Below are 22,513 nucleotides of genomic sequence, written 5' to 3'. Positions count from 1 at the left end.
TGAAGGCCGAGCTGCAGCGATTTATTCGTGTTCATAACCGCGATCTTGCCAAACCATTTAAATGGACAAAGAGCGCCGACACGGTACTGGCTTCAGTGCAGCGAGCCAAAAATGTGTTACCTAATTAACCGCATGGCCCACTAGAGGCGCCAGGGCTTGTAGTCAACGACTAAAAATATCCAGTATGCCAGGTGTTAACAGGTCCAGCATCTTGGTGTCCCCAACAGGGATGTTGGAGTCGAGAATTAACTTTAGTGAGGGGTTTGCGGCCAAGCACCGCAAACCCGGACTGAAAAATCCTGGGAGTGCATTTTGGAGAAAACTGTTAGATAAACCTAAGGAAGCTCTATGAGCGAGCCTGGCCGACCAAAGTTACTTTTCATTGCCCCAGATTCCACAGGTCCTGATAGATCCATCTAAAGCCCTTGGTCAATCCAACAGGAAAGGTTGAATAATGGTCTGTTCCATTTACCACTTCATCCTGAATTTGTAGCCCTTGATAATTACGCGAGCGCAACCGCCTGACAAACCTCTGGTGTCCATCCACCATATCATTGAGCATATGGCTTTTCTTTATAGTTTCCAAAGCACCGGTTGCCAAGAATACATTTGCATTAAGAGACTTATGTTTTGTTGCATAGTGATCTTCAAGGGACAAGATCAACTCATTCTTGAACCACAAGGAGGGGCTTGTCAGTATATAGCTGGAAAACAACTCGGGCTTGGTGAGCAATACCCAGGCACCAAACAACCCGCCCAGAGAATGTCCGGAAAGAATTCGCCTGGATGGGTCGGCACGATAGTGACTTTCCACAAAAGGAATCAACTCCTTTTCAATAAATTTTAGATATTGAGTCGCCCCTCCGGTTTTATATCTCGTCCAGCTCTCATCCAATTCCGGCGTTAGATCCCTAACCCGGCTATACTGCCCTTTCTCCCCATGAGCAAAATCAATACCGACCACAATTGCTTTATTCATCTGCCTAAGATGAGTCACCCCAGAGGCAACTTTAAAAGTATGAGGCCCATCATTTAAATACAGAACCGGGTAAGATTCATCTTTATTTTTCTCATCAGAATACCCAGCCGGCAATTTGACATACACATTATATTTTCGTGCCAGCACTTTGGAGTCGACTGTATAAATCTCAGAATTCGTAATTTCAAAGAATCCTGGCAGTTTCTTTACAAAATCTTCGGCATACGCAGGAAGAGAAAATATAAAAAACAAAAATGTCAAAATATATTTATTCATATAATTCCTTAAAATCTGTGCATTAACATAAAGCCAATTACCAAATATCGCATTCCATCTAAAAATATTCTTGACTATAAATCGAGAAATTTTAAGCAGCCAAACTGCTGCGCAAAACACGGATTTATATAAAATCAAAAGCCTCCAATTTCAGGCAGCTAATAGAGACAGCTAACGCTATTTAGTGATTACACAAAACCATCAATAAATTCGGCCTGCTGGGATAAAGTGGGGAATTCAAACAGTGTATGCAACCCCAAATCTACCTTCAGCTCTTTTTTTACACGCTGATGCAGAAGTGTGGCACTGATAGAATGACCTCCAAGTTCAAAGAAATTATCGTCCTTTGTGATAGCCGACACCTCCAGAACCTCCTTCCAAAGTGCAGCCAGTTTCTGCTGTGTACCGGCATCGACATTGCCTGCCCGAACCTGGGCATGCCGCAAATTTTCCATTAATTTTGCGCGATGGACCTTGCCACTGATAGTACGGGGCAAAAAATCCACCAAATGGAGGACCCCTGGCATCATACTGACCGGTAACTGCTGCAATAGATGCTGACGCAATTTGCGCTCTCCATGCTCAGTGGCGCCTTCATTTGAATTTAAAACCACAAAAGCGTGTATCAGGGCCTCCTTACCGCTGGAATCCACCAATACTGCGCATTCTCTTACACCGCTGATCGACGAAATATGGTGTTCGATTTCGGTAAGGTTGATTCGCATACCCCGCAATTTAATATTGGCATCCCTGCGGCCACGAAATTCGATAACTCCATCTTCGCCATAACGGCCATAATCACCGGTTCTCAGCAGCTTTTTTCCCTTCTCGTAGGGGTGGGAAAAACAAACGCTTTCGCCCGGATTTTCCGGCGATATTTCCAGGGCCACACCGGCACCACAAATGGCCAGCTCTCCGTCTATTCCCGGCGGCAAAGGGCGGCCATTGGCATCGACGACAAACACCTGGGTATTGTCGATGGGGGTTCCAATGGAGATCTGGTGGCGATCCAGAAGATCCAATCTCACCGGGTGAATGCCGGGCTCCCTGGCTCCAGCTGTTGCCGGCTGTTCAATCTGCTGCTCGGCGATACAGAGTTGGTTGTCCAACGTATCGATCAAATCACTGCGGCGGGTGAAGGGGTTGGCGATCACCACACGAAAGACGGAGATTGGTGTGTCCCCATATTCACCATGCAGGATTCTGGTCTTGGACACAAAGGTCCTGCCCGCCTCGAATTGGTGCTTCTGGATCAATTCCACCGCCTGGTCCAGCTGCCGGATCTCCTCCCCACTGAACGACTGGTTGTGGCGCATCGCCTTGGGAATATAACGGTAATTTAGGATGTTGATAGAGGGGGTCCCAATCAGCTGAAAAGCCGGGTGACGGTCAATCAGACCGGCAAAGTAGCGGGTCTTATCAATACCTTCATCGATCAGGTCACCGATGCCCCGCCGTCCCTTTAGATTCACCATGGCGTGCAGGGACAAGAAGATGGCCGGGCGAGAACCCTCCAGGGTATATTGCCCCATATCGAAACTGCCCTCCTGTCCCTGGTAAACCGCGTGCACGGCACTCGCATGCACCGATCTGGGATTGCGGAAGAGGCAGAGACTGATCCCCTGGGGAACGTAGAGCTGTTTGTGGGGGCACAGGGTGATGCTATCGGCACGGGATATTCCCGCCAGTAAATGGCGGTGGCGGTCGGAGAATACCAGCGCACCGCCCCAGGCCGCATCCACGTGAAAATGCACACCGAACTGGCTGGCTATTTCCCCCATGGACTCAATTGGATCGATGGTGCCCGTTTCAGTGGCACCGGCTATGCCAATCACCGCAATGACCAGGATGGATTCATCGCGACAACGCTGGAGGGTCTGTTTAAGATGCTCCAGATCCGCCCGCTGATCCCGGTGCTGCCGCAGGACTATCAGGTTTTCTTCCCCCAGCCCCAGTAAGGAGACTGCCTTGCGGGTGGAGTAGTGGGCGAGACGCGACGCGACAATGGTAAATTTTTTATGCCCGGTGCGGGACAGTGCATTAAAAGCGCCGAGCCGATCTATATCGGCCTTGCTCAACCCTTGAGCCATCAGTGCCTGCTGCCGGGCGTTCCACATGGCAGTGATATTGGCACTGCTGCCACCACTGGCCACCAGGCCAAATACATAGGCGGGATCCTGCACCTGAGTCGCATCCGATTCCCCATAAAACATCCGGTGCAACGTGGCGATCAGCTGCCGCTCCAACAAGGTTAGCGCTTTGGATGTCTCAACCTTCACCATATTCTGGTTCATTTGGGATATCTGCGCGCTCAATTCGGCCATAAACCCCGGCAACGCGGAAGTCATATGACCAACAAATTTACCCGATCCCACATTGACCGTATAGGGGAGTACCTGCTGGTTTAAATAGGTGCGGTATTCGTCTTCACTTATCCCCTGGGCGGGGCAATCCGTATCGGTAAACTGTCCCGTCAGTGATGCCAGGCTGACGCCCGGCCGGGTATAGGTTTCCACCAGATCATCCTCCGGGGCCTGGGAGTCAAACCCGCTGGTAATTGCACTGGAGGAAAAAAAGCCGGCCAGCGAGACTTCACTGTGCAGTGGTACTTCGTAAGCCAGGCTGTCGGCACCCGCCTCGGTCATTCCATAGATATTGAACAGTCTTACCGCCGGCAATTGCCCCATGACCTGCCGCGCCATTCCGAAACTCAGCGGCTCCCCGCTGGAGATCAACACCTTTAAACTCCGCATTTCGGCCAGGGCATCGGCACGGGCAAGTATATCCAGGTAGCTTGGCACCAGGGTCAGGTGGGTTATTCCCTGCGCCTGGCAATAGCGACTGAACCGCGCCGGGTCCAGTACTGTGTCCTCATCGGCGATTACCAGAGTCGCGCCGCAAACCAACGCCTGAAACAACTCACTGATATGATCGACAAAGGCCAGCCTTGTCTTAAAGCAACAGATGGATTGCGCATTGATATCCAGCCTGGACTCCGCCCAGCCAATGCGGTTCATCACGCTTGCATGGCTGGCCAGCACGCCTTTGGGTTCCCCGGTGGATCCCGAAGTGAACATGAGATAGGCGGCGTCTCCCGGTGTGGGTGACGAATTCTCAGGCTTGCACAAGCTGCCAATCAGCTGCACCAGTTGCGACCAGCTCACACATTGACCGGGCAACGCTTCCCTATCGGCAGGATTCAGAGTGACGATGAGTGGCAGTGAGAATTTGCCCGCAATGGTAGCTATCCGGGCTGGAGGATACTGGCGGTCCAAGGGCACGTAAACGGCGCCGCAGCGCAAAATTGCCGTGGCGCAGACCACCAGCTCCAGACCACGGGGCATAAACACACCCACAGGGGTTCCCGCCTCCACACCCAAAGCACAAAGTCCTGAAGCCACCTGATCGATTTGCTGCGCCAATTGCCCGTAAGTCAACTGGCGATCCCCATCGATAATTGCGGTCCGCGACGCCACCTGGTCGCACTGTCTGGCGACGGCTTCGTCGATGCGCACTGAAATAGCCGGTGCGGCCGTAGCATTGAGCTTTTGGACCAGCTGGTGTTCCTCATCCGTCATCATATCCAGGGAGCACAAAGGCACGGTGGTATTCTGCATTGCCTGCCAGAGTCGCTGCAGATGGTCCACCATACGCTTGATACGTCGGTCGCTAAACAGGTGCTTTGCGTACACTAGTGTGCATTCGGCCCTGGGCCCGCATAGACGAACCCGCAAGGCCAGATCGTTGTGCGCGAGTGTCCGCTCTGCCTGCGGCAGTGCTATTCTACTCACCCCATTTGCACAGGAGGCCGGGTCATCGCTGCCGCACGCCTCTTCCAAAGTAAACGCATACTGAGCGACAGGCACAAAGCTCATCGCATTGGCACTGATACCCTGCGCAACAAAACCCTCGATGGACAGGGGTGAATCCCTTCGCATCGCCGCCAGTTGTGCCGAGATGTGCGCACCGAATTGCGTCACTGTCAGATCTTCATCAACCCGAAGTTGCATAGGTCGCAGGGCGGCGAGCGCATCTGTGCCATGACTCTGCTCTCCCAGTCCGCTCACGCCGATAAGCAGTTCGGATTGCTGTCCGTAACGCGCAAGCAATAGACTAAAACAACCCAGCAAAGCTTCACCCAAAGCAGCACTGGAAACGGATGGGTCCACCTCCAGCGCGCAGGAGAGTTGCCGGCAGTCGAAGTGTTTTACCGCATCCCTGGCAAAGTCTGTGGGCATCGCCTGCAGTTCGCAGGCTTTCGCCATCAGGTCGGCAAAGGACTGGCTGTCTGGCGCCGTGTCCTGCGCCTTTTCAGCTGGCTGCAACCGGGACCGGTCCAGGTTCATTAGCTGACTTTGGAGCTGTGTAAAAAAGTCGTCCAGACCCTGCCCATTCATCACCAATGGGTGAAATACCAGCACCCAAATCTGTGCCCCCTGGTCATCTATCTGAAAAGCACGCCATGGCAGTTCAGTCTCAAGATCGAAGGCCGCCAGATATTGTTGGTGAATGCATTTCTCCGCTTCGTTGAAGTGCCGGTGTATCGGAAGAGAAAAATTCCGTTGCTCCTGCCACCTGGGCTCGCTGTCGACTACCAGATGGGACCTGAGCGGAGAGTTTGTACCGACAATAGTCTCTAGGGCTTTCCACATCCGCTCCGACAGGGCCTGCCGGGACTGTTCACCTTCGCCCTGCAGCCTCAATGCCAAAATACAATTGGGCAACGATCTCCGCCCACAAATTCGCTCGATCTGCCACAGTCTGCGCTGGGCCTGGCTCAACTGCTGCGCGGTTTGGGTGCTGGAGTTGGAGGTGGTTTGCATAGAGGTTGACGCTCAATATCGGGGAGGGAACAGGTCCTAGCGCAGGGTGTTTTCGCTGCTCTGGATACGCAGCCAGGCAAGGCTGCCGCAAATCAATACCACGGCGGTCACCAGAGTGAAGTTCTGCCACATCATGGTCCACTGCTGGTGACTGTCGACGTCTTCCAGGCGCAGTGGGTTGAACAGAGGCAGCCAGTGATTTTGGCTGGCCAGCAGATTAAATCCCAGGGCCACAAACGCCAGTAACTGCGCGGAAAATTCGCTGCGCAGCCAGGTTCCAAGAACACAGGCCAGAATAAAATAGAAGATGGTACCGGCCAGCGCCTGCAGTAAAATCCAACCGGGATAGGGGCGCAGCAAGGCTGCGGCCAGGGCCAGACACAGAGTACAGATACACAGTAAGAGGCTGGCGGCCCACATTTTTTGCCACCATACAAAGCCAATGCCCCGCGGGAGTGTATAGGCCACTTCGAGTGTGCGCTTGTCGACTTCCCGGGCGATCAGGCGCGCGCCCAGCAACACCGCGATCAAATAGGCCGGGAAACCGATGAGTTGATTTTGCACCTGTCGGAGGTCGTATCCATTTTCCATCCACAGGCTGGCAGCCAGAAAGTGCATGCCCGGCCAGAGCAGCAAAATGGCCAATAGCCAGCCAACGGGAATGCCGAGTTGCCAGCGAATCGACAATTGCCACAACCGTATTAGGGCGCCAACACGCTTATACAGGCTCACGGCTTTCATGCGCCTCCGTCGCTATTGTCATGGCTGGCTCCGCCTGCCCGGCTTCACCGTAAAGTAATTGCAGATAACCTTCTTCCAGACCGGCGTCTATGGCGACGGCATCGTCACCGGGGGATGTTGGAGACAGGATTTTGAGTATTACACCACCGCTGCCATCGACGGTTTGCTGAACCACCTTGAATCGCTGCTCGATATCACTCACCTGCTCCGGCTGCACCGCCAGCTGCCATACCCTGCCCTGGGCCAGGCGCGACAGCCGCTCGGTGTTGCCATCGTAAACCAGTTGGCCCCGCTGAATGACCAGGACACGATCACAGGACACCGCCACGTCTTCGATAACGTGGGTGGAAAAGAGCACTATCCGCCCAGTAGCCAGTTTCGCCAATAGATTCCGCAGGCGAATACGCTCGCGGGGGTCCAGCCCGACCGTGGGCTCATCCACAATGATGATCGACGGGTTGTGAATCAGGGTTCTGGCAATGGCAAGACGCTGTCGCATCCCGCCCGAGTAACTGCCAATATTCGCCCCGGCCTTATCGAGAAGGCCCACATCCTCCAGTAATTGCCGCAGTCGTTGCCGGCGCCCCTCGGCGTCTTCCAGTCCGTACAACAGCGCATAATATTCCAGGTACTCCCAGCCACTCATATGGCTGGGGAGACCGAACTCCTGTGGCAGGAACCCAATCAGTCCCGATTTTTGTCTGGTGACTTTGCGCCCCTCGACACCCGCGTAGTGCACAGTGCCGGTGGAGGGTGCGAGGATACCGGCGAGTATGCGCAACAGGGTTGTCTTGCCGGCGCCATTAGGTCCCAGCACGCCAATCATGCCGGGGTGGGCGAGAAAATTCAGGCCCTGCAGTGCCCGATGCTGATCCAGCGCCTGGCCGGGGCTCAACAGACGTCGACAAAACCTGTGCCAGGAAGCCCGCCAACGACGCCAGCCCCTTATTTCACCAACTGTTTGAACTGGCGCCAACCCCCGCTGGATAAATAAAGTCACTGCTGCCAGCAGGATCAATACCGGCAGCGGCAGTCGCAGGGTTTCCTCTTGCAGCAGGGGCCACAAGGTTAGCGGCACCCCCAGGGACAACAGTGTCAGCCAGGGCAGCAGTCTCTTAACCCGCTGCGCTGTGTTGTCCTCCATGCCGGCACTCCAATATGCCCAGCCCTGCCGTGCAAAGAACTGGGCCAGGTAGGCAAACACCAGCAACCAGATCAGATACTGGGCTCCGATGGCGATATAAATACAGGCCGCGCCCAACAGCAGATAGGTGAGAGTGCCCAGCCGGCGATCCTCCACCTCCGGTGTATGGGGATTGCGCCAGGCGCGCAGCAGCTGGCCCGGAGCGCCATAGCATTTACTCAGGTATTTCACTTCTAGGCTCAGGGGGCGAGATGCCAGATCCATCTCCTGGGGAACTGCGGTAGCCCGCCACCACAGCCAGGCAATGGCCAACACCAATGCCAGGCTGGCAAAGAAAGACGCGGCAGTTGCGGCGTCTGGGTACACCATAGGCATTAGCTGCCATACCCAGGCGACGCCCACCACTATGGCCATTGCCGGGATTAATAAAGTCCAGCCCCGGCTGCGTCGGATACGGTGGTCAACACGAGCCAATGCCACAAAGCCCATGGGGATAACCAGCAGAGTCAACAGGGTGGAGGCCACCAGGCCGCCGATAACCACCGTGGCGAAAGGCGGCCATATGTCCAGTTCCCCCCCGTCGCTCAATGCCAGGGGCCAGAGCCCCGCAATGGTAGTCGCGGCAGTCATTAATACCGGGCGCACCCGCTCCCGCACTGCCAGCATGGCTGCCGCACCCGGATTCGCGCGCTTGGTGGCGAACACATAGTGTTGCATACGATCCACCAACAGGACCGCCGGGTTGACCGTCAGACCCAATAGCACCACCAATCCCACCACGGCGGTGAGGGCAAACCCCATGTTGGTCAGAAACAGCGCCCACACAGCGCCGAACAGCGTGAGAGGTACTGCGGCCAAAATCAGCGCCGGCAAGGTAAATGACTCAAACGAAATGGCCAGAACGGCAAACAACAGCAAGAGGATCGGCAGGGCCAGCAACATAAACCAGGATTTCGTTTCTCCGCCACCGGTGTTCATCACCCGGTACCCATCCGGGATATAGGTCTGCGCAATGACCCGATCGATGTCCGCTTCCAGGCGGGTGCGGCCTGGCCCGGTGCGCGGTGCATCGTCGCGCAGGGAAAAATCCACGCGCATTTCGCGCCGGCCATTTTCGCGGCGAATCGCTGCCGGAGCGGCCTGCTTTTCCGTATTGACAACTTCGTCCAGCGAAATGGTCCCGCGATCCGTGAGGGCAAATAGTCGCTCGATACGGGCGTTCAGGTGGGTATCATCGGGTAATTCCCGCCGCAGGGTTATTGGTAATTCCCTCCCGCTTGGCAGGGGAAACCCGAGGCTTAACGGCCGCCCTTCGCGGCCTAACAGGCTCAGTGCATCGATGGTATCCGCCACAGTCAATCGGTGGGCCGCCAGGCTCTGGTAATTCAGCGCTATATTCAACTGCCGGGTGCCGGTGGCCCTGTCCACCTCGGCGCTCTCCACCATTGGCAGCGCCGCCAACCGAGCAGCGACATCTTCGGCCATCTGACTGAGCAGGCCGCTGTCCGGGCCGGACAGCGCTATGTAGCTTTTTTCTTCACCCAGGACGCCAGTCGCGGTGTCATCACCATTCCCGGCAGAGTTGAGCAGCGACAGGCGGACATTACCCAAATCCCGGGCGGCCCGATACAGTGCCCGACGCACTGAGGACGCATCGACACCGGCCGGGCGCTGGGAGTCCTCCAACAAATGCAGCGTCAGAGTGCCCTGATCGAAGCGAAAACTGCTTTCCACCCGTTCCACTGCCTCGGTCGACAGTGCCGCGCTTTCCAGATGCTCGAACACCAGACCGGCGGCCTCCAGTGAACCGAGCCTATTAAAGGTGACCTCCATGCGAAACTGCTCGGTGTCACCCGGCGTCTGGGAAATCGACTGCACCAGTACCCAGGGGGCTGCCAATACCAGGGTCAGACCCAACACCAGAGCGAGACCCAGGGCCCAGGGGCTGGGCCGGCGCAGGCTGACCTTGAGCAGCGCCAGGATAAGCTCGCGCGCGCGCCGGGCGGCATTGCCGCCAGTAGATGGCCCCGCTTGACGGCCGATAGCGAAATGGCGGGCCAGCATAGGAACCAGTCCAGTGGCCACCAGAAGCGAGGCCGCCAGGGGAAACACTATCGCTGGGACTATGTTATTGAGCACCTGGCGGACACTGTGCGGCACTGCGTCGATATACAGCAGCGGTACAAAAACAATGGCGTTGGTGGCACTTGCGGTGACAATGGCGCGCAGGCTCCGGGTAATCCCGGTCGCCGATGCCGCGGCTATGTCCGCGCCCCTCTCCCGTTGCCTTTGCACGGCTTCGAACACGACGATACTGTTATCCACCAGCATGCCGATGCCAATCACCAGCCCGAACAGCGTAATCAAATTCAGACTATAGCCACCCAGATAAAGCAGAGCCCCCGCGATCAGGAGGCTGGTGGGCACTGCCACCGACACCACGGCGATTGCCCGCATGGAGCGCAGAAAAAGAAACAGGACCACCAGTGCGATGGCAAAGCCGGACAGGGCAAGTTGCTTGAGCTGTGACAATTGCCCATCAATGACCTCGGAGGCATCGAAACTCCGGTAAAACTCTAGTCCCAGAGGCTGGTATCGCACCTGCATACCCTGCACCAGGTCCTGCAGGTGTACACCCAGCTGCAGCAGATTGGCCCCCTGCTCCTGAAACACCACCAGGGTGACGGCGGGTTTTCCATTCACCCTCGAAACACTGTCCCTGGGGGCCGGGGCAAGCTCTATATCGGCCACGTGGCGCAGGAGCACGGGGCGATCCGGGAGCAACTGAATCTCTCCCAGAGCAGTGACAGCTTCCGGTGTGCCGTCCAACACCAGACTCAGACGCTCCGTGTCACCAGCCAGATCACCCAGGCGCCGCGAGCCGGGCATCGCCTGCTCCAGGACTGCGGCGATCCGGTCCACCTCAATACCCAACTGAGCACAGCGATTCGCGTCGACCCGGATGGCCACCTCACGTCCGGCGCCCCCCAGCACAAGTATCTGGCTGACACCGGGCACGGATTCCAATTGCGGGCGTATCTGCTCGTCGACAAAATCCCGCAATGTATCCACGTCCCCCTGCCCCAGTACCTGGACGCTCATAACAAACCGACTGATGCGGGAGCTATCCTGCTCCGCGACCCGGATAACCGTCCCGGCGGGTTGTTCCCGCACTATCTGGGCTGCGACTTGCCGCAGCTCCAGCCCCCGCACCCGGCGGTCCACACCCGGTTCAAATTCCACCGTCAGCCTGGCCTTGTCACCGACGATTTCCGCCGATGTCTCAGTGACGCCGGCCAGGGTGGCAATCTGATTCTCCAGTGGCCGCAGGATATCCTCTTCGAGAACTTCCGGCCGCGCGCCCGGCCGGTAAATCTGCACATGCAACCGCTCTCCCGAGAGCATGGGCAACAACTCCACGGGAATCTGCCGCCAGGCGAACACTCCCAGCAGGGACAGGGCCAAAAACAGCATGGATACCGCAACCGGGCGCAGTATCGGCAGTGTGAGCACTGTGCTTGCCGGGCCCTTAATGGCGGGCTTGCGGGGATTCATGGGGGAAGGGTTTAACCAGGAGGAACAAACAGGGAACCACTGTCAGACACGCCAGGGTGGAAAAAATCAGGCCACCGATCACTGTCCACGCGAGGGGGCTTCGCAGCTCCGCTCCCTGGTCGCCGGTAATGGCCAGCGGCAGCAGCGACAGCACGGTGGTGGCGGTGGTCATCACAATCGGCCGCAAACGCACGGCCACTGCCCGGGCCAGCGCTCGGGGAAATGGCACTCCCTCCGCACACAGCTGGCGCGCACTCTGGGCGTAAAGAATCGCATCGTTGACGGCGATGCCGGCCAGGATCACCAGCCCCAACCCCGCCATCACGCCCAGTGGCTGACCCTGTGGCAGTAGCACCAAAGCTACCCCCACCAGCGCCATCGGAACGGTTGACAGTATAATGAAAGGCGCCCGCAGGGATTCAAAGTGCGCGGCCAGCACCATAAATACCAGAAGCAGGGCCAGAGCGGCCATGCTGTATAGCTCGGAAAAAGTTTCCTGCCGCTGTTGCTCCGCACCGCTCAACTTGGCCTGAATGCCTGGTGGCAACGGAATTTGCAACAATGCCTGCACCACCTGGGCGCGCGCCTGGGGTGCATTGACACCCTCGGCGGTGAGCGCCGTGACCTGAGCCACCCTTCGCTGATCCCGCCGGATAATTTCCCGGGCGCCATCCCGTATTTGCAGGTCAACCACATCTCCAACGCTGACAAGTTGGCCACTGGGCGCAGTAAATGAAAGTCCCAGCAAGGATTGCAGGTTGATATGGGGCATTTCAATCACCACCTGACGGGTCTCATCCCCCATCGCAAATTCCGTCGCCTGCAATCCATCCAGGGCTGCGCTGATCACTGTCCGCAGTGTTTCGAGGTCCACCCCCAGGCCGTCGGCCAAGGGTCTTTTCAAGCGCAGGTGCACCTCTTTGGGGGCCCCGGAAAATGAGGAACTGACATTCCACACCGCAGGCAGTTGCTGCATGGCCTGTACCACCTGTCCGCTGGCCCGCCGCAGGTTATCCAGTGAGCGCCCCTGCAGTTCCACAGTGATGGGCGCAGCCTGGGTGCCCAGAGCGCGGCCAATGGCATTGTTGCCCAGCTGCCAGTCGAGCTTCATACCGTGCAGCCGGTCCAGGGCCGGCCTGGCCGCTGCCACCACAGTTGCGGCGGACTCGGCGGGTAACAGGCGCACGTGTATTACCGCAGTATGCTCGTCGCTGTAGCGCTCGCGAATGATACGATCGTCATCCTTCAGGCGCCCCACTTCCGACAGTATCGCCCCCACACCCGTATCGGCTGCGGCGGTGATGATGTTCTCGATCTGCGCCACCGCGTGCTGGGTGGCCTCCAGATCCGAACCGGCTTCAGCGCGGACCTGGACTGAAAACTGCCGGGGGTCGGATGGCGGTATAAGTTCCGTACCCAACTGCGACAGTCCAAATGCGGCCGTTGCTGTGCCCAACAGTGCGACCAGAGTTACCTGGCCCGGCCGGTGCAACAGACGACCGACCCACAGTTCCACCCTATCGCTGCGCACATTGTCCCTAACCCTGTGCACACCCTGGGGCAAAAGACCGGAAGCCAGCACGGGAATCAGAAACAGGGCCACCAGTAGCGATGCAGTCAATGAAATCACAACGGCAAAGGCGATACCCTCCACCAGTCGCGAGGCCAGACCTTCCAGGAAAATAAGCGGCAAAAATACGACACAGGTGGTGAGGGTACTGGCGGCGATGGCGCCGCCCACCCGACCCACACCCGTTATCGCCGCCTGCGCGGGTGTATCCCCGCGCTCGCGGCGGCGGAAAATGCTTTCGATAACCACGATAGTGTTATCCACCAGCATACCGGCACCGAGCGCCAGACCGCCCAGAGTCATCAGGTTGAGACTGCGGCCGGTGAGACCCAGCGCCAGTACAGCCACCAGCATGGATACCGGTACCGCGATGGCGACAATAACCACCGCACCCGCACTGCGCAGAAACGCCACCAGAACCGATACCGCCAATAGCACCCCGATGAGCGCCGCGGCCTCGACGTCGGCAATGGCATCGAGGATCAGAGAGGATTCATCGTTCACCAGGGTCAATTGCAACCCGGGCATATCGGATTTGAGCTGTTCGAGTGCCTGGCGCAGGGTGGAGGAGACTTCTACGGTATTGGCGTCGGCCTCTTTGTAAACAAACAGTCCCACACCTTCGCCGCCATCGACGCGGACCGTATTGTCCACATCGGCGTGGCCCACCTGGACAGCGGCGATATCAGACACTCTGACCGGCAGACTGCTCCTTTCGCCCTCGGCATAGCCCAACACCACCTGAGCCACATCTTCCGGCGCCACAAAACGGGACTTGCCGTGCACCAGATACATCTCGCCGCCCTCTTCCAGAGTGCCGGCATTGACGTCCAGGTTATTGGCGCGAATCTGATTGCGCACCTCAGTGACGGTGAAGCCGTAGGCCTTGAGCCTGACCGGATCTATTCTGACTTTTACTTCACGCACTCGGCCACCGCCCACACGCACCTGGGCGACCCCGGGCAGCTGTTCCAACACCGGTGCCAATTCCCGCCTGGCCAGACTTCGCAGGTCCGCCAGATCCAGCTGGCTGGCGCCGGCGGTGATTCCCAACACCATGACCGGGCTGAGGCGCGAATCCTGACGGCTAATCCGCAGCTGATCCACTTCCCGGTCGCCGGCGATCGGGGCCACCGCCCGGTTGACATCCACCACGGCCATATCCACATCGACATCCCAGTCGAAGGTCACCCGGCACACCAGGCGCCCGTTGCGGGCAGTCTGCGTAATGCTTTTGATGCCCGCCACCGTAAACAACTGCTGTTCCAGCCGCTCTCCGTAAATCCTCTCCATTTGCTGCGCCGGACGATCGCCGGAGGTGATCGCAATCAGCACCGTGGGACTGCGTAAATCGGGAAACAGCTCCACCGGCAGCTTGCGCCAGGCGTCCAGGCCCAGCACGGCCAGAACAATGACCGTCACCAATACCGCTACCGGCCGGCGAATGGCGAGTCCTGCCAGGTATTGCATGGCTAGGACCTGCTCACACAAGCGGAGTCAGCCCTGCTGCCACTGGTGTTGTGGCCTGTAAAACAGAAGCTCCGCAGTGTGGCTAGCCAACACAAGCGATGTCTGACGCCGCAGGGGGCGAAACCAGGGGCAGCCCTTCGGGTTGTGCCCAAAAAGGCGCCACCCTTCGTTGCTCGTCGCTCATTTGGAACAACCAAACCTCTCTCCTCGTACCTCGATTGGTGCTTTCTTTGACGCAAGAGGCCTAGTTCCCCACCACTCGTACAGGCATTTGGTCCGCGAGCGTCTCCAATCCGAAGCTGACCACTCTATCGCCCGCACTGACGCCCTTGATAACCTCGACGACGTGATCATCGCCGATACCCAGCTCCACTTCTCTGCGTATGGCGCGGCCGCCCTCCACAACGAAGACCACCCGCCGGCCACCCCTTTGCGCCAGGGCCTGTCTTGGCACCACTGGCACATTCTCGCGCTGTTCCACTACCACGCTGACTTCAACGAACATGCCCGGACGCATCAAGCCCGCCTGGTTGTCAATCGCCACTTCCGCACGCAGAGCGCGGGTGCGCTCGTCCAGGGTCGGCGCCATGCGCAATACCCGGCCGCTGAATTTCTGCTCTGGCCAGGCGTGGTAACTGGCCCAGGCTTCGAGCCCCGGGTGCACCCGGCCGATGTCCCGGCTGACCAGGTCGATGTCCACCACCAGGGTATCCAGGGGGGCGATTTGTGCTACCACCTGTCCCGCATCCAGCATTTGCCCGTCGGCCATAACACGGTCCTGGCGATCGCGGACCAGACTCAGGATCACGCCGTCAATAGGTGTGACAATTTGGTTTCTGCTATCTATGTGAATGGACTGTTCATAGGCGAGCTTTGCATCTTCATAGACAGTCTTGGCCCTGCCGTAATCCTCCACGGTGACCAGTTTTTTGTCGTAAAGGGAACTGGTGACTTCGAGATTCTTGCGCGCCACACTGAGTTTCTCCCGCGCCACCTGGAGGGCCGCGGCCAGTCGCACCTCCTCACCGGTTACACTGGCGACCACATCGCCCGCCTTGACGCTATCACCTTCTGCCAGGCGCCCGTTTTCGCCGATACCCAACTGCAACAGGCCGGGAGTCAGCACCGTGAGGGAAATCACTTCCGGAGCGCGCACTGTGCCGGTGGTTTTAAGCACTTCCTGCACGGTGCTAACCTGCACTTCGGAGATGTTGACCGGCACCTTGAAGTCCACCACTTCCGGATCGGCGGGAGGCTGGCAGGCGCACAGGGCCAAAAGCGAAACCAGCAGTGCGCATTGGCGCCTGCGTCGCAATCTATTCAGCGGCATAACAAGATCTTATGTTGGGTTGTCCGGAGTCGGTGCGGCGACCGGTTGTTGCGCAGCTGGCTGTCCGCTCGCCACAGGCTTGTCTTCAGCGCGGTTGAGTTGCAGAGTCCCTTCCACAGGCTCAATATCGCGCCGCTGCAGATTTTGGTTGGACAACAGCACCTGCAACTGTCCCTCCTCCTCGTCTCCCTGCGTCAGGTAGGGTTCAATAAATACCTGGGCCGGCGGTGCCGAAAGCACAGTGCCAAAACGGAGTTCTGCGCCGGCATCCAGTTTTTGTGGCTCACTGTAATTCCGGCGACCATTATTCTCCATAGCCCAGGCCACCCGGAAAAAGCCTGCCACTTCAGCGCTGTTACCCACATCGATCAGGAGTTGATAGCGCAGATCACCGTTTTTTGAATCCGGCAGCTGATAGAGAGAACTGTTGGTGATGGCCGTTCGGGCGATTTTACTGCTGCCAAACCAGTCCCCCACCAAGTCCGCCAATTGTGGTGCAAGATCATTCAGTTCAGCTTCCACATCGGCGCGGGAAAAGGTGCCTTGGCGGCTTCGGTCCAGCAGGCGGGACAACAGGACGCCGCTGTCGCGGGGACCCAGCAGGTCGTACACCAGTTCCGCAAAAGCACCCGCTTTCAGGGCCAATACCTCCACTGCCAGGGATGACGACTGCCAGGGGTCCACCTCGCCCAGGGGTACATCGCGCAGGTTTGCCAGTATCTCCGGATCCGACGCGAGGGCGCTGAACATGCGATCTGATAATCGTTGACCGGGCCTTTCGGGTACCTTCATAAAGGCTTCCAGCGCCTTGTTGAGATCCACCAGGCGCGCCGCGGAAAAGTAACTGCGCTGTCCCGATATCACCAGTGTGGCCAGTTGCTCCAGCGCATAATCCAGTGCCAGGGCGTCGGCCCCCACAGCCCCGGCCCGGTGGGAGAAAAACGAACCCGCGAGCCCGGTAAACACATTGCCGCCGGTAAAATCATTGGTGAAAAAATCCTCCAAACGGTTGCGCACCACAATGGCTGCGCCACCTTCAGCATCGGCGTGGGCCCTTCCACCGCCAAACGTAGCCACCGGGTCGAAATCAAAACGCGCGGTGGGCAGGCCCGTCTCCTTCAGCAGCACCATAGCGGGCAGGGCCATGATGGAGTCCATTCTCCAACCGCCGCCATAACCCCGCAGGTAATTGGGCACCTCCACCAGGGTAAAGGCGCGAAATGGGTAATCGAGACCCGCCTCTTTCGCCAATGCCAGACGTGTGGACAGCCACTCCCGCAACTGGCTGCTCCCGGTGGTCAGGAACTCCAGGTTATCCAGGTGATCCGGGTGTAGGAGCAGGGCAAACTCTATGCCGTCAACTTTTGTTGCAAAGCGGCGAAAGGGCGCAGTGACAACCGCCACCTCCGACAGGTCGATGGCCGGGACAAATTGATACACTGCCCGGCCATCCTGTTCCAGCTGCTTTCCGTAGCCCGGGCCCGCCACATCCCAACCTTTGGGCACACTCAGATTCATACGCAGGCTATAAGTATCCCTGCCGCGTATGCGGGTATCACTGCGGCCGTACTCGCTGCCCGCCGCCGGCAACCAGCGCAGACCCGGTGTCAAAGCCACGAAACGCCCATCGAACAGACCCACCCGCTTGCCGAGCAGCGTTATATCTGCACTGTTAACACTCTGTGCATAACGGTTGAGAATTTCGTCAAGATAACCAAACCTGGTATCCGGCTGACCCCTGTAGCGAATATGCAGTTCCACTTCCCCACCAGGTGGCAGCGGGGAGTCGAGATTCACCGATAACAGCCCCAGGGAAAAACTGGTTTTTTCCGTGGCGACATCGTCAACCGCTACGGATTCCAGCGCAAAACCGGGATTTAGGGACAGTAGCAGGGTATGCACAGGCGAATCCGCCAGTGTTCCAATGGTGGCCCGGTAATCCACCGTCATCTGTTCACCCGGAGAAATGTCGACGTCCGCGCTAACCTGTTTGATCTCTATTTGTGCCGGTCCGCTGGCGACCCGATGCGCCGTTTGCCAGGCGAGATATTGCTCAACCTCCCCTTGGCGGGCAAAGAAAACCACCAGCAGCATGGCTACGGCGATACCGGCAAAGACGCCACCACCTATCAATGGCCCGAGGTTTGAACGGTCGTTGATTCGCGGATGCAAAACGGCGGCAAAAAACAGCAGGCCGATGGCGAGCAGACATACCGCCAGGCGCTGCAGCCAGGCAAAACCGTCGATCAGCATGTTGGGCACAAGGTCCGACCCCAGCGGTACCTGCATCACACCGAGCATATCCAGTGTGGAGGAGACCGGGAAAGGCGCCCTGCCCACGGAAAGGGTGTACAAACCCACCAGGAGCAGCAGCGAAACCCCCAAAGCGACGAATTGCTGCCGCACCAGTACACTGATGAAATACACCAGTGCGCAGCAAAATAGGATGGCCGGCAGAGCCACAAGCGTGACAAAACCCAGCAGAGATACCGGTTCAAGGGTACGCCCGAGCGGCGAACCCAGAAGTGGCAACACCAAACCCAGCCCTTGGAGCAATAGGGCAAACAGCGCCAGTGGCAGCCAGGACAGTGCCACCAGCGCGAAAAACCGGCCGAATACCAGATCGCAGTTGCTGTAGGGTTTTGCGTCCAGCACCTCCGAGATCCGCTCCCGCAGGTCCCGCGAACGCAGATCAAAGGCAAAAAATACGACGCCAAACAAAAATACAAACAGGTATAAGACGCCGATGGCCGCCATTAAAAAGCGTGGCGACATAAAGCCCAGAGATGCGGAAACGGACGACAAAAAAGTATGGATGGCCGAGTAATAGATATAAATACCCAGACCCACCAAGTAGGCAATCACAAGGAAAAGCCAATAGCGAATCAGGCGCATGGTCAAGCGCTTTTCCGATACACCAAATGCGAAAATATTGCTGAAGGTAAAAATGGTGCGGCTCCTTTTTGTCAGTTCGCAGTCTGCGCGGCGGTTTATTCCAGGCCTGCGCCATGGGCGACTGAATTTAGTCTTATAGTCTCAAGCTGCGTGTTTTCCGGTGTCGGCAGTAAACGCCAGATACGCCTCTTCCAGGGTAATATTATCCGCCGCTGCGGCCCCCTCGGGGATTTGGTGATCGTGGCAGACGCCACGCACCAGGCTCTGACCACCGCGGGTCTGCCGGGAAACCACCTCAAAGCTATCCGGCACCGAGGCCTCGTCGGCGCGGGACAGCGACACCTGCCACACCTTCCCCGCGGCCCGGTTGATCAGATCCTGCGGTTTGCCACAAAACTTCAGCTGGCCCTGAACCATCAGGCACAGCTGTTCACAGCTGGCCCCCAGGTCGGCCACAATATGGGTCGAGAGTAAAATCACCCTGTCGCGGCTCAGCTCGCCAATGAGCTGGCGGAATCGCAGCCGCTCTTCCGGATCCAATCCCACTGTGGGCTCGTCCATCACCAGAATTCTGGGATTGTGCACCAGCGCCTGGGCAACCCCGAGGCGACGCAGCATGCCGCCGGATAAATGGCCGACCTTTCGCCCGGCGACCTTGTCCAGGCCCACCATCGCCAGGACTTCATGGATGCGCTTATGGCGATCGCGCGAAGCTGTCATACCGGACAACATCGCCAATGTATCCAACACTTCACTAACCCGATGGTTTCTCCAGGCACCAAATTCCTGTGGTAAATATCCCAGCAACTGGCGTACCTGGTGGCGTTCTTTGACAACATCGAAGCCAGCAATACACACATTGCCGGCACTGGGTGTAAGCAGTGAGCAGATGATGCGCATCAAGGTGCTTTTTCCTGCACCGTTTTCGCCCAGCAGCCCATGCATGCCTGTACCCAATTCAAAACTAACATTTTTGAGTGCCTGTACGCCCTGGCGATACTGGTGACTGACATTCTCTACGCGAATATCGAGCGCTTGCTGGTAGGTCATAGTGATCCAAAGGATTATTTTTTGATCGTCGGGGACAGACTCCGGCGCCGGCGGAATTTGCCTTTCATTATCGTTGCCGCAAATTATCAATCAGTCGCGCCATGGCGGCAATATTGGGGCCGGCAAAAATCTCCGTGATGGCCAGGCTTACCTGCCAGGTGCGCTCGATTTCCGCGGCCAGTTTAACCGTCAGCAGTGAGTAACCGCCCACGGCAAAAAAGTCGTCTATGCGACTTAAACTATCACCCTGGTCGAGATTTGGTAACAGGCTGCGCCATATTTGAGCCAGCAGTATTTCTGTCTCCCCACTGGGCCCATAAGTTCCTGCAGCTTCTCTGTCACAATCCAGCAGGCCGGCAATCACCGCCAGGCTATCGCTGTGATCATCGCTCTTAACAGTAAAATAACTTGGCATCTCGTGTGGCAGCAGGGACTGGCGGCAGGCGATGTAGTATTCCTCCGGCCAGCCCAGGGCGGTGCTGTCAGTACCTGCTGGTACCGGAGCCGTTTGCAGTAACTCCAGCTGCACCGGTTGCGGGCCGCCGGGTCGGCGGCTGACCACTATGTCATCAATACGGGTGGCCTGCCTGACCTTTGCCTCCAGTTCCGGCAGGTATAGCGGCACCTGCTGCACCGACACCCAGTCGCTGTCCTCACCACAATACCGCAGTCCCCCGTCCGGCTCCAGGCGCGCGCGTATCTGCAGATTGTGGGTATCGCTACCGGATCTCAAGTGCACACAGCCGATAGCTCCGGCTGGCAGCCGCCAATTGTCCGTCGAGCGAAGCTCCACCACCCCATCCTCATCCATGGAACCGGAAGCTTGCGCCTCAATTGTCCGGGAAAATGGCATCCAGGCGGTCTGCAGACACGCCTGGTCGATATCGGACAACCCCGGATAATCTGCCACCCTTAGCAGGGGGGCCTGAGTTGCCTGTTCCAGCACGCGTACAAAGTCCTCCATCATCCGGCGGGCAGTCGCGGCGGTGAAGATATCGCTGTTGTACTCGACAGCACCCACGATAGCCACCTCCCGCTCTTCCAGGCTGAGTGAAAGATCCAGCCTGGATACGGAGTGCATCAGCGCCATGGCCGGATCGGAAAACTTCAGGGAGCGCCACTTTAGTGCCGGCTGCAGCGCAGAGGCCTTGGCTGGCATCGTATTTTGAGTATGTAAGGTCAGCATGGTTTGAAACAGCGGGGAGTAGGCTTCACTCCGCGCCGGATTAATGGCTTCCACCACTTTTTCAAACGGCGTGTCCTGATGGGCAAAGGCTTCCACTACCATGGTCCGGGTGCGACGCAACAGCTCATAAAAATCCGGGTCACCGGACAGGTCGTTGCGCAACACCAGGCTGTTGACAAAAAAGCCCATATGATTTTCGCACTCGCGCGGCTTGCGATTGGCCACCTGGGTACCCACCGCAATATCACGCTGTCCACTGAAGCGAGCCAGCACCAGGGCAAAGCCCACCAGCAACGTCATAAATAAGGTCGCCTGCTCCTGCTTCGCCAGGTGTTTCAAGGCGCGGGCCAGAGCCGGGGCTATAGTCACAGGAACCGACTGACCGCGGTAGGAAGACTTACTGGGTCGCATCTGATCTGTGGGCAGCGCCACCAATGGCGGCAATCCGGCGAGCTGTTTGCACCAGTAATCGAGCCCCTGAGAAGCTTCCCGCCAGCGTTCTCTCTGCCAGCGGGAAAAATCGCTGTACTGAAAGGCGAGGGGCTGGAGTGACGAATCCCAGTTTTCCACAATTTCGCGATAGGTATGTTCCAGCTCGCTGAACAGCAGATTCAGGGACCAGCCGTCAAAAACACTGTGATGGGCGCAGAACAGCAATACGCGGCGACCGTCACCACTTCCCCGCTTGCGCAACAGTTGTAGGCGGCAAGGCAGTTCTTTGGCGAGATCAAACCCTGTGGTCTGCTGTTCGACACAGCGCCGGTGTAAGTCAGCCTCATCTTCATAATATTCCCAGCGCACCAGCGGTGATGACAGCCGTACCAAGTGCGGCCCCTCCCCGTCGATCAACACTTGAGAGGTCAGTATGTTATGGCGGTTCAGTACTTTTTGTAGGCTTTCGGCCAATGCGTCACCATCTACCGCAGAATCAACTTCCCTGGCCAGGAAGATGTTGTAGACCGGATGGTGACCATTTAACTGATTGAGAAACCACAAACGCTCCTGCCCGAAAGACAATGGGCGGCGCTCATCTGCCGCTGCAGCCGGGATTGGAGTGTTAACGGATGCCGGCCGATGAATATATTCGCTGATCAGCGCCGCCTGCTGTGCCAGGGTCTGCACTCGAAACAGATCGCGGACGCCCAAATCGATATTAAATTTTTTGCGTATGTCACTCACCAACTGGGCCACCAGCAGAGAATGCCCACCCAGCTCGAAGAAATTGTCTTCCAGGTAGATGGTCTCTACAGCGAGCAACTGTTGCCACAAAGCGGCGAGCGCATGCTCGCACTCTTCCCGAGGCAAAGTTTTGTCAGTGTCGATGGCCACCGAAGTTTGAACCAGTAAGCGGCGGTCGATTTTGCCGTGGGCGTTGAGTGGCAACGCCTCCAGCGGCTGATAAAACGCCGGCAACATATAGCCCGGCAGCTTGTCCCGGGCCTCACTGGCAATGGTATCTACCCGTGCCTGTTGTGATGCCGCTGACTGTTCTTC

9 protein-coding genes are annotated in these 22,513 nt (G+C 57.7%); all 9 read right to left on the bottom strand.

Annotated elements, in window-relative coordinates:
* Positions 1-379: 379 nt before the first annotated feature.
* A complete protein-coding gene (locus tag AB1S50_RS16925) occupies positions 380-1,255 on the bottom strand; it encodes an alpha/beta hydrolase (protein WP_367152233.1) in 876 nt (291 codons plus the stop codon).
* Positions 1,256-1,443: 188 nt separating this feature from the next.
* Complete coding sequence (locus AB1S50_RS16920; protein WP_367152231.1) at positions 1,444-6,078, bottom strand: aminotransferase class V-fold PLP-dependent enzyme; 4,635 nt, start codon at positions 6,076-6,078, stop codon at positions 1,444-1,446.
* 36 nt (positions 6,079-6,114) lie between these two features.
* Entirely contained in the window at positions 6,115-6,819 is a 705-nt protein-coding gene (locus tag AB1S50_RS16915; protein ID WP_367152230.1) for a hypothetical protein, read from the bottom strand.
* Complete coding sequence (locus tag AB1S50_RS16910) at positions 6,797-11,518, bottom strand: efflux RND transporter permease subunit (RefSeq protein WP_367152229.1); 4,722 nt, start codon at positions 11,516-11,518, stop codon at positions 6,797-6,799. Before AB1S50_RS16910 ends, AB1S50_RS16915 begins: the two co-directional genes overlap by 23 nt.
* Positions 11,493-14,558 carry an efflux RND transporter permease subunit gene (locus AB1S50_RS16905; protein ID WP_367152227.1) on the bottom strand — a complete coding sequence of 1,022 codons (3,066 nt, stop codon included), beginning with the start codon at positions 14,556-14,558 and terminating at the stop codon, positions 11,493-11,495. Before AB1S50_RS16905 ends, AB1S50_RS16910 begins: the two co-directional genes overlap by 26 nt.
* Before the next feature lie 244 nt (positions 14,559-14,802).
* Positions 14,803-15,888 carry an efflux RND transporter periplasmic adaptor subunit gene (locus tag AB1S50_RS16900; RefSeq protein WP_367152225.1) on the bottom strand — a complete coding sequence of 362 codons (1,086 nt, stop codon included), beginning with the start codon at positions 15,886-15,888 and terminating at the stop codon, positions 14,803-14,805.
* Positions 15,889-15,897: 9 nt separating this feature from the next.
* Entirely contained in the window at positions 15,898-18,789 is a 2,892-nt protein-coding gene (locus AB1S50_RS16895; protein ID WP_367152223.1) for a hypothetical protein, read from the bottom strand.
* Between the two features lie 135 nt (positions 18,790-18,924).
* Positions 18,925-19,833 (bottom strand): ATP-binding cassette domain-containing protein, encoded by a 909-nt coding sequence (locus tag AB1S50_RS16890; RefSeq protein ID WP_367152221.1) that lies wholly within the window; start codon positions 19,831-19,833, stop codon positions 18,925-18,927.
* Positions 19,834-19,900: 67 nt separating this feature from the next.
* Positions 19,901-22,513 (bottom strand): condensation domain-containing protein (locus AB1S50_RS16885; protein WP_367152220.1); only part of this gene is annotated, 2,613 nt, incomplete at its 5' end.

It is taken from the genome of Microbulbifer discodermiae, from assembly GCF_040742695.1.
Classification (GTDB): Bacteria; Pseudomonadota; Gammaproteobacteria; order Pseudomonadales; family Cellvibrionaceae; genus Microbulbifer.
This window is presented reverse-complemented; position numbering and strand designations above follow the sequence as displayed.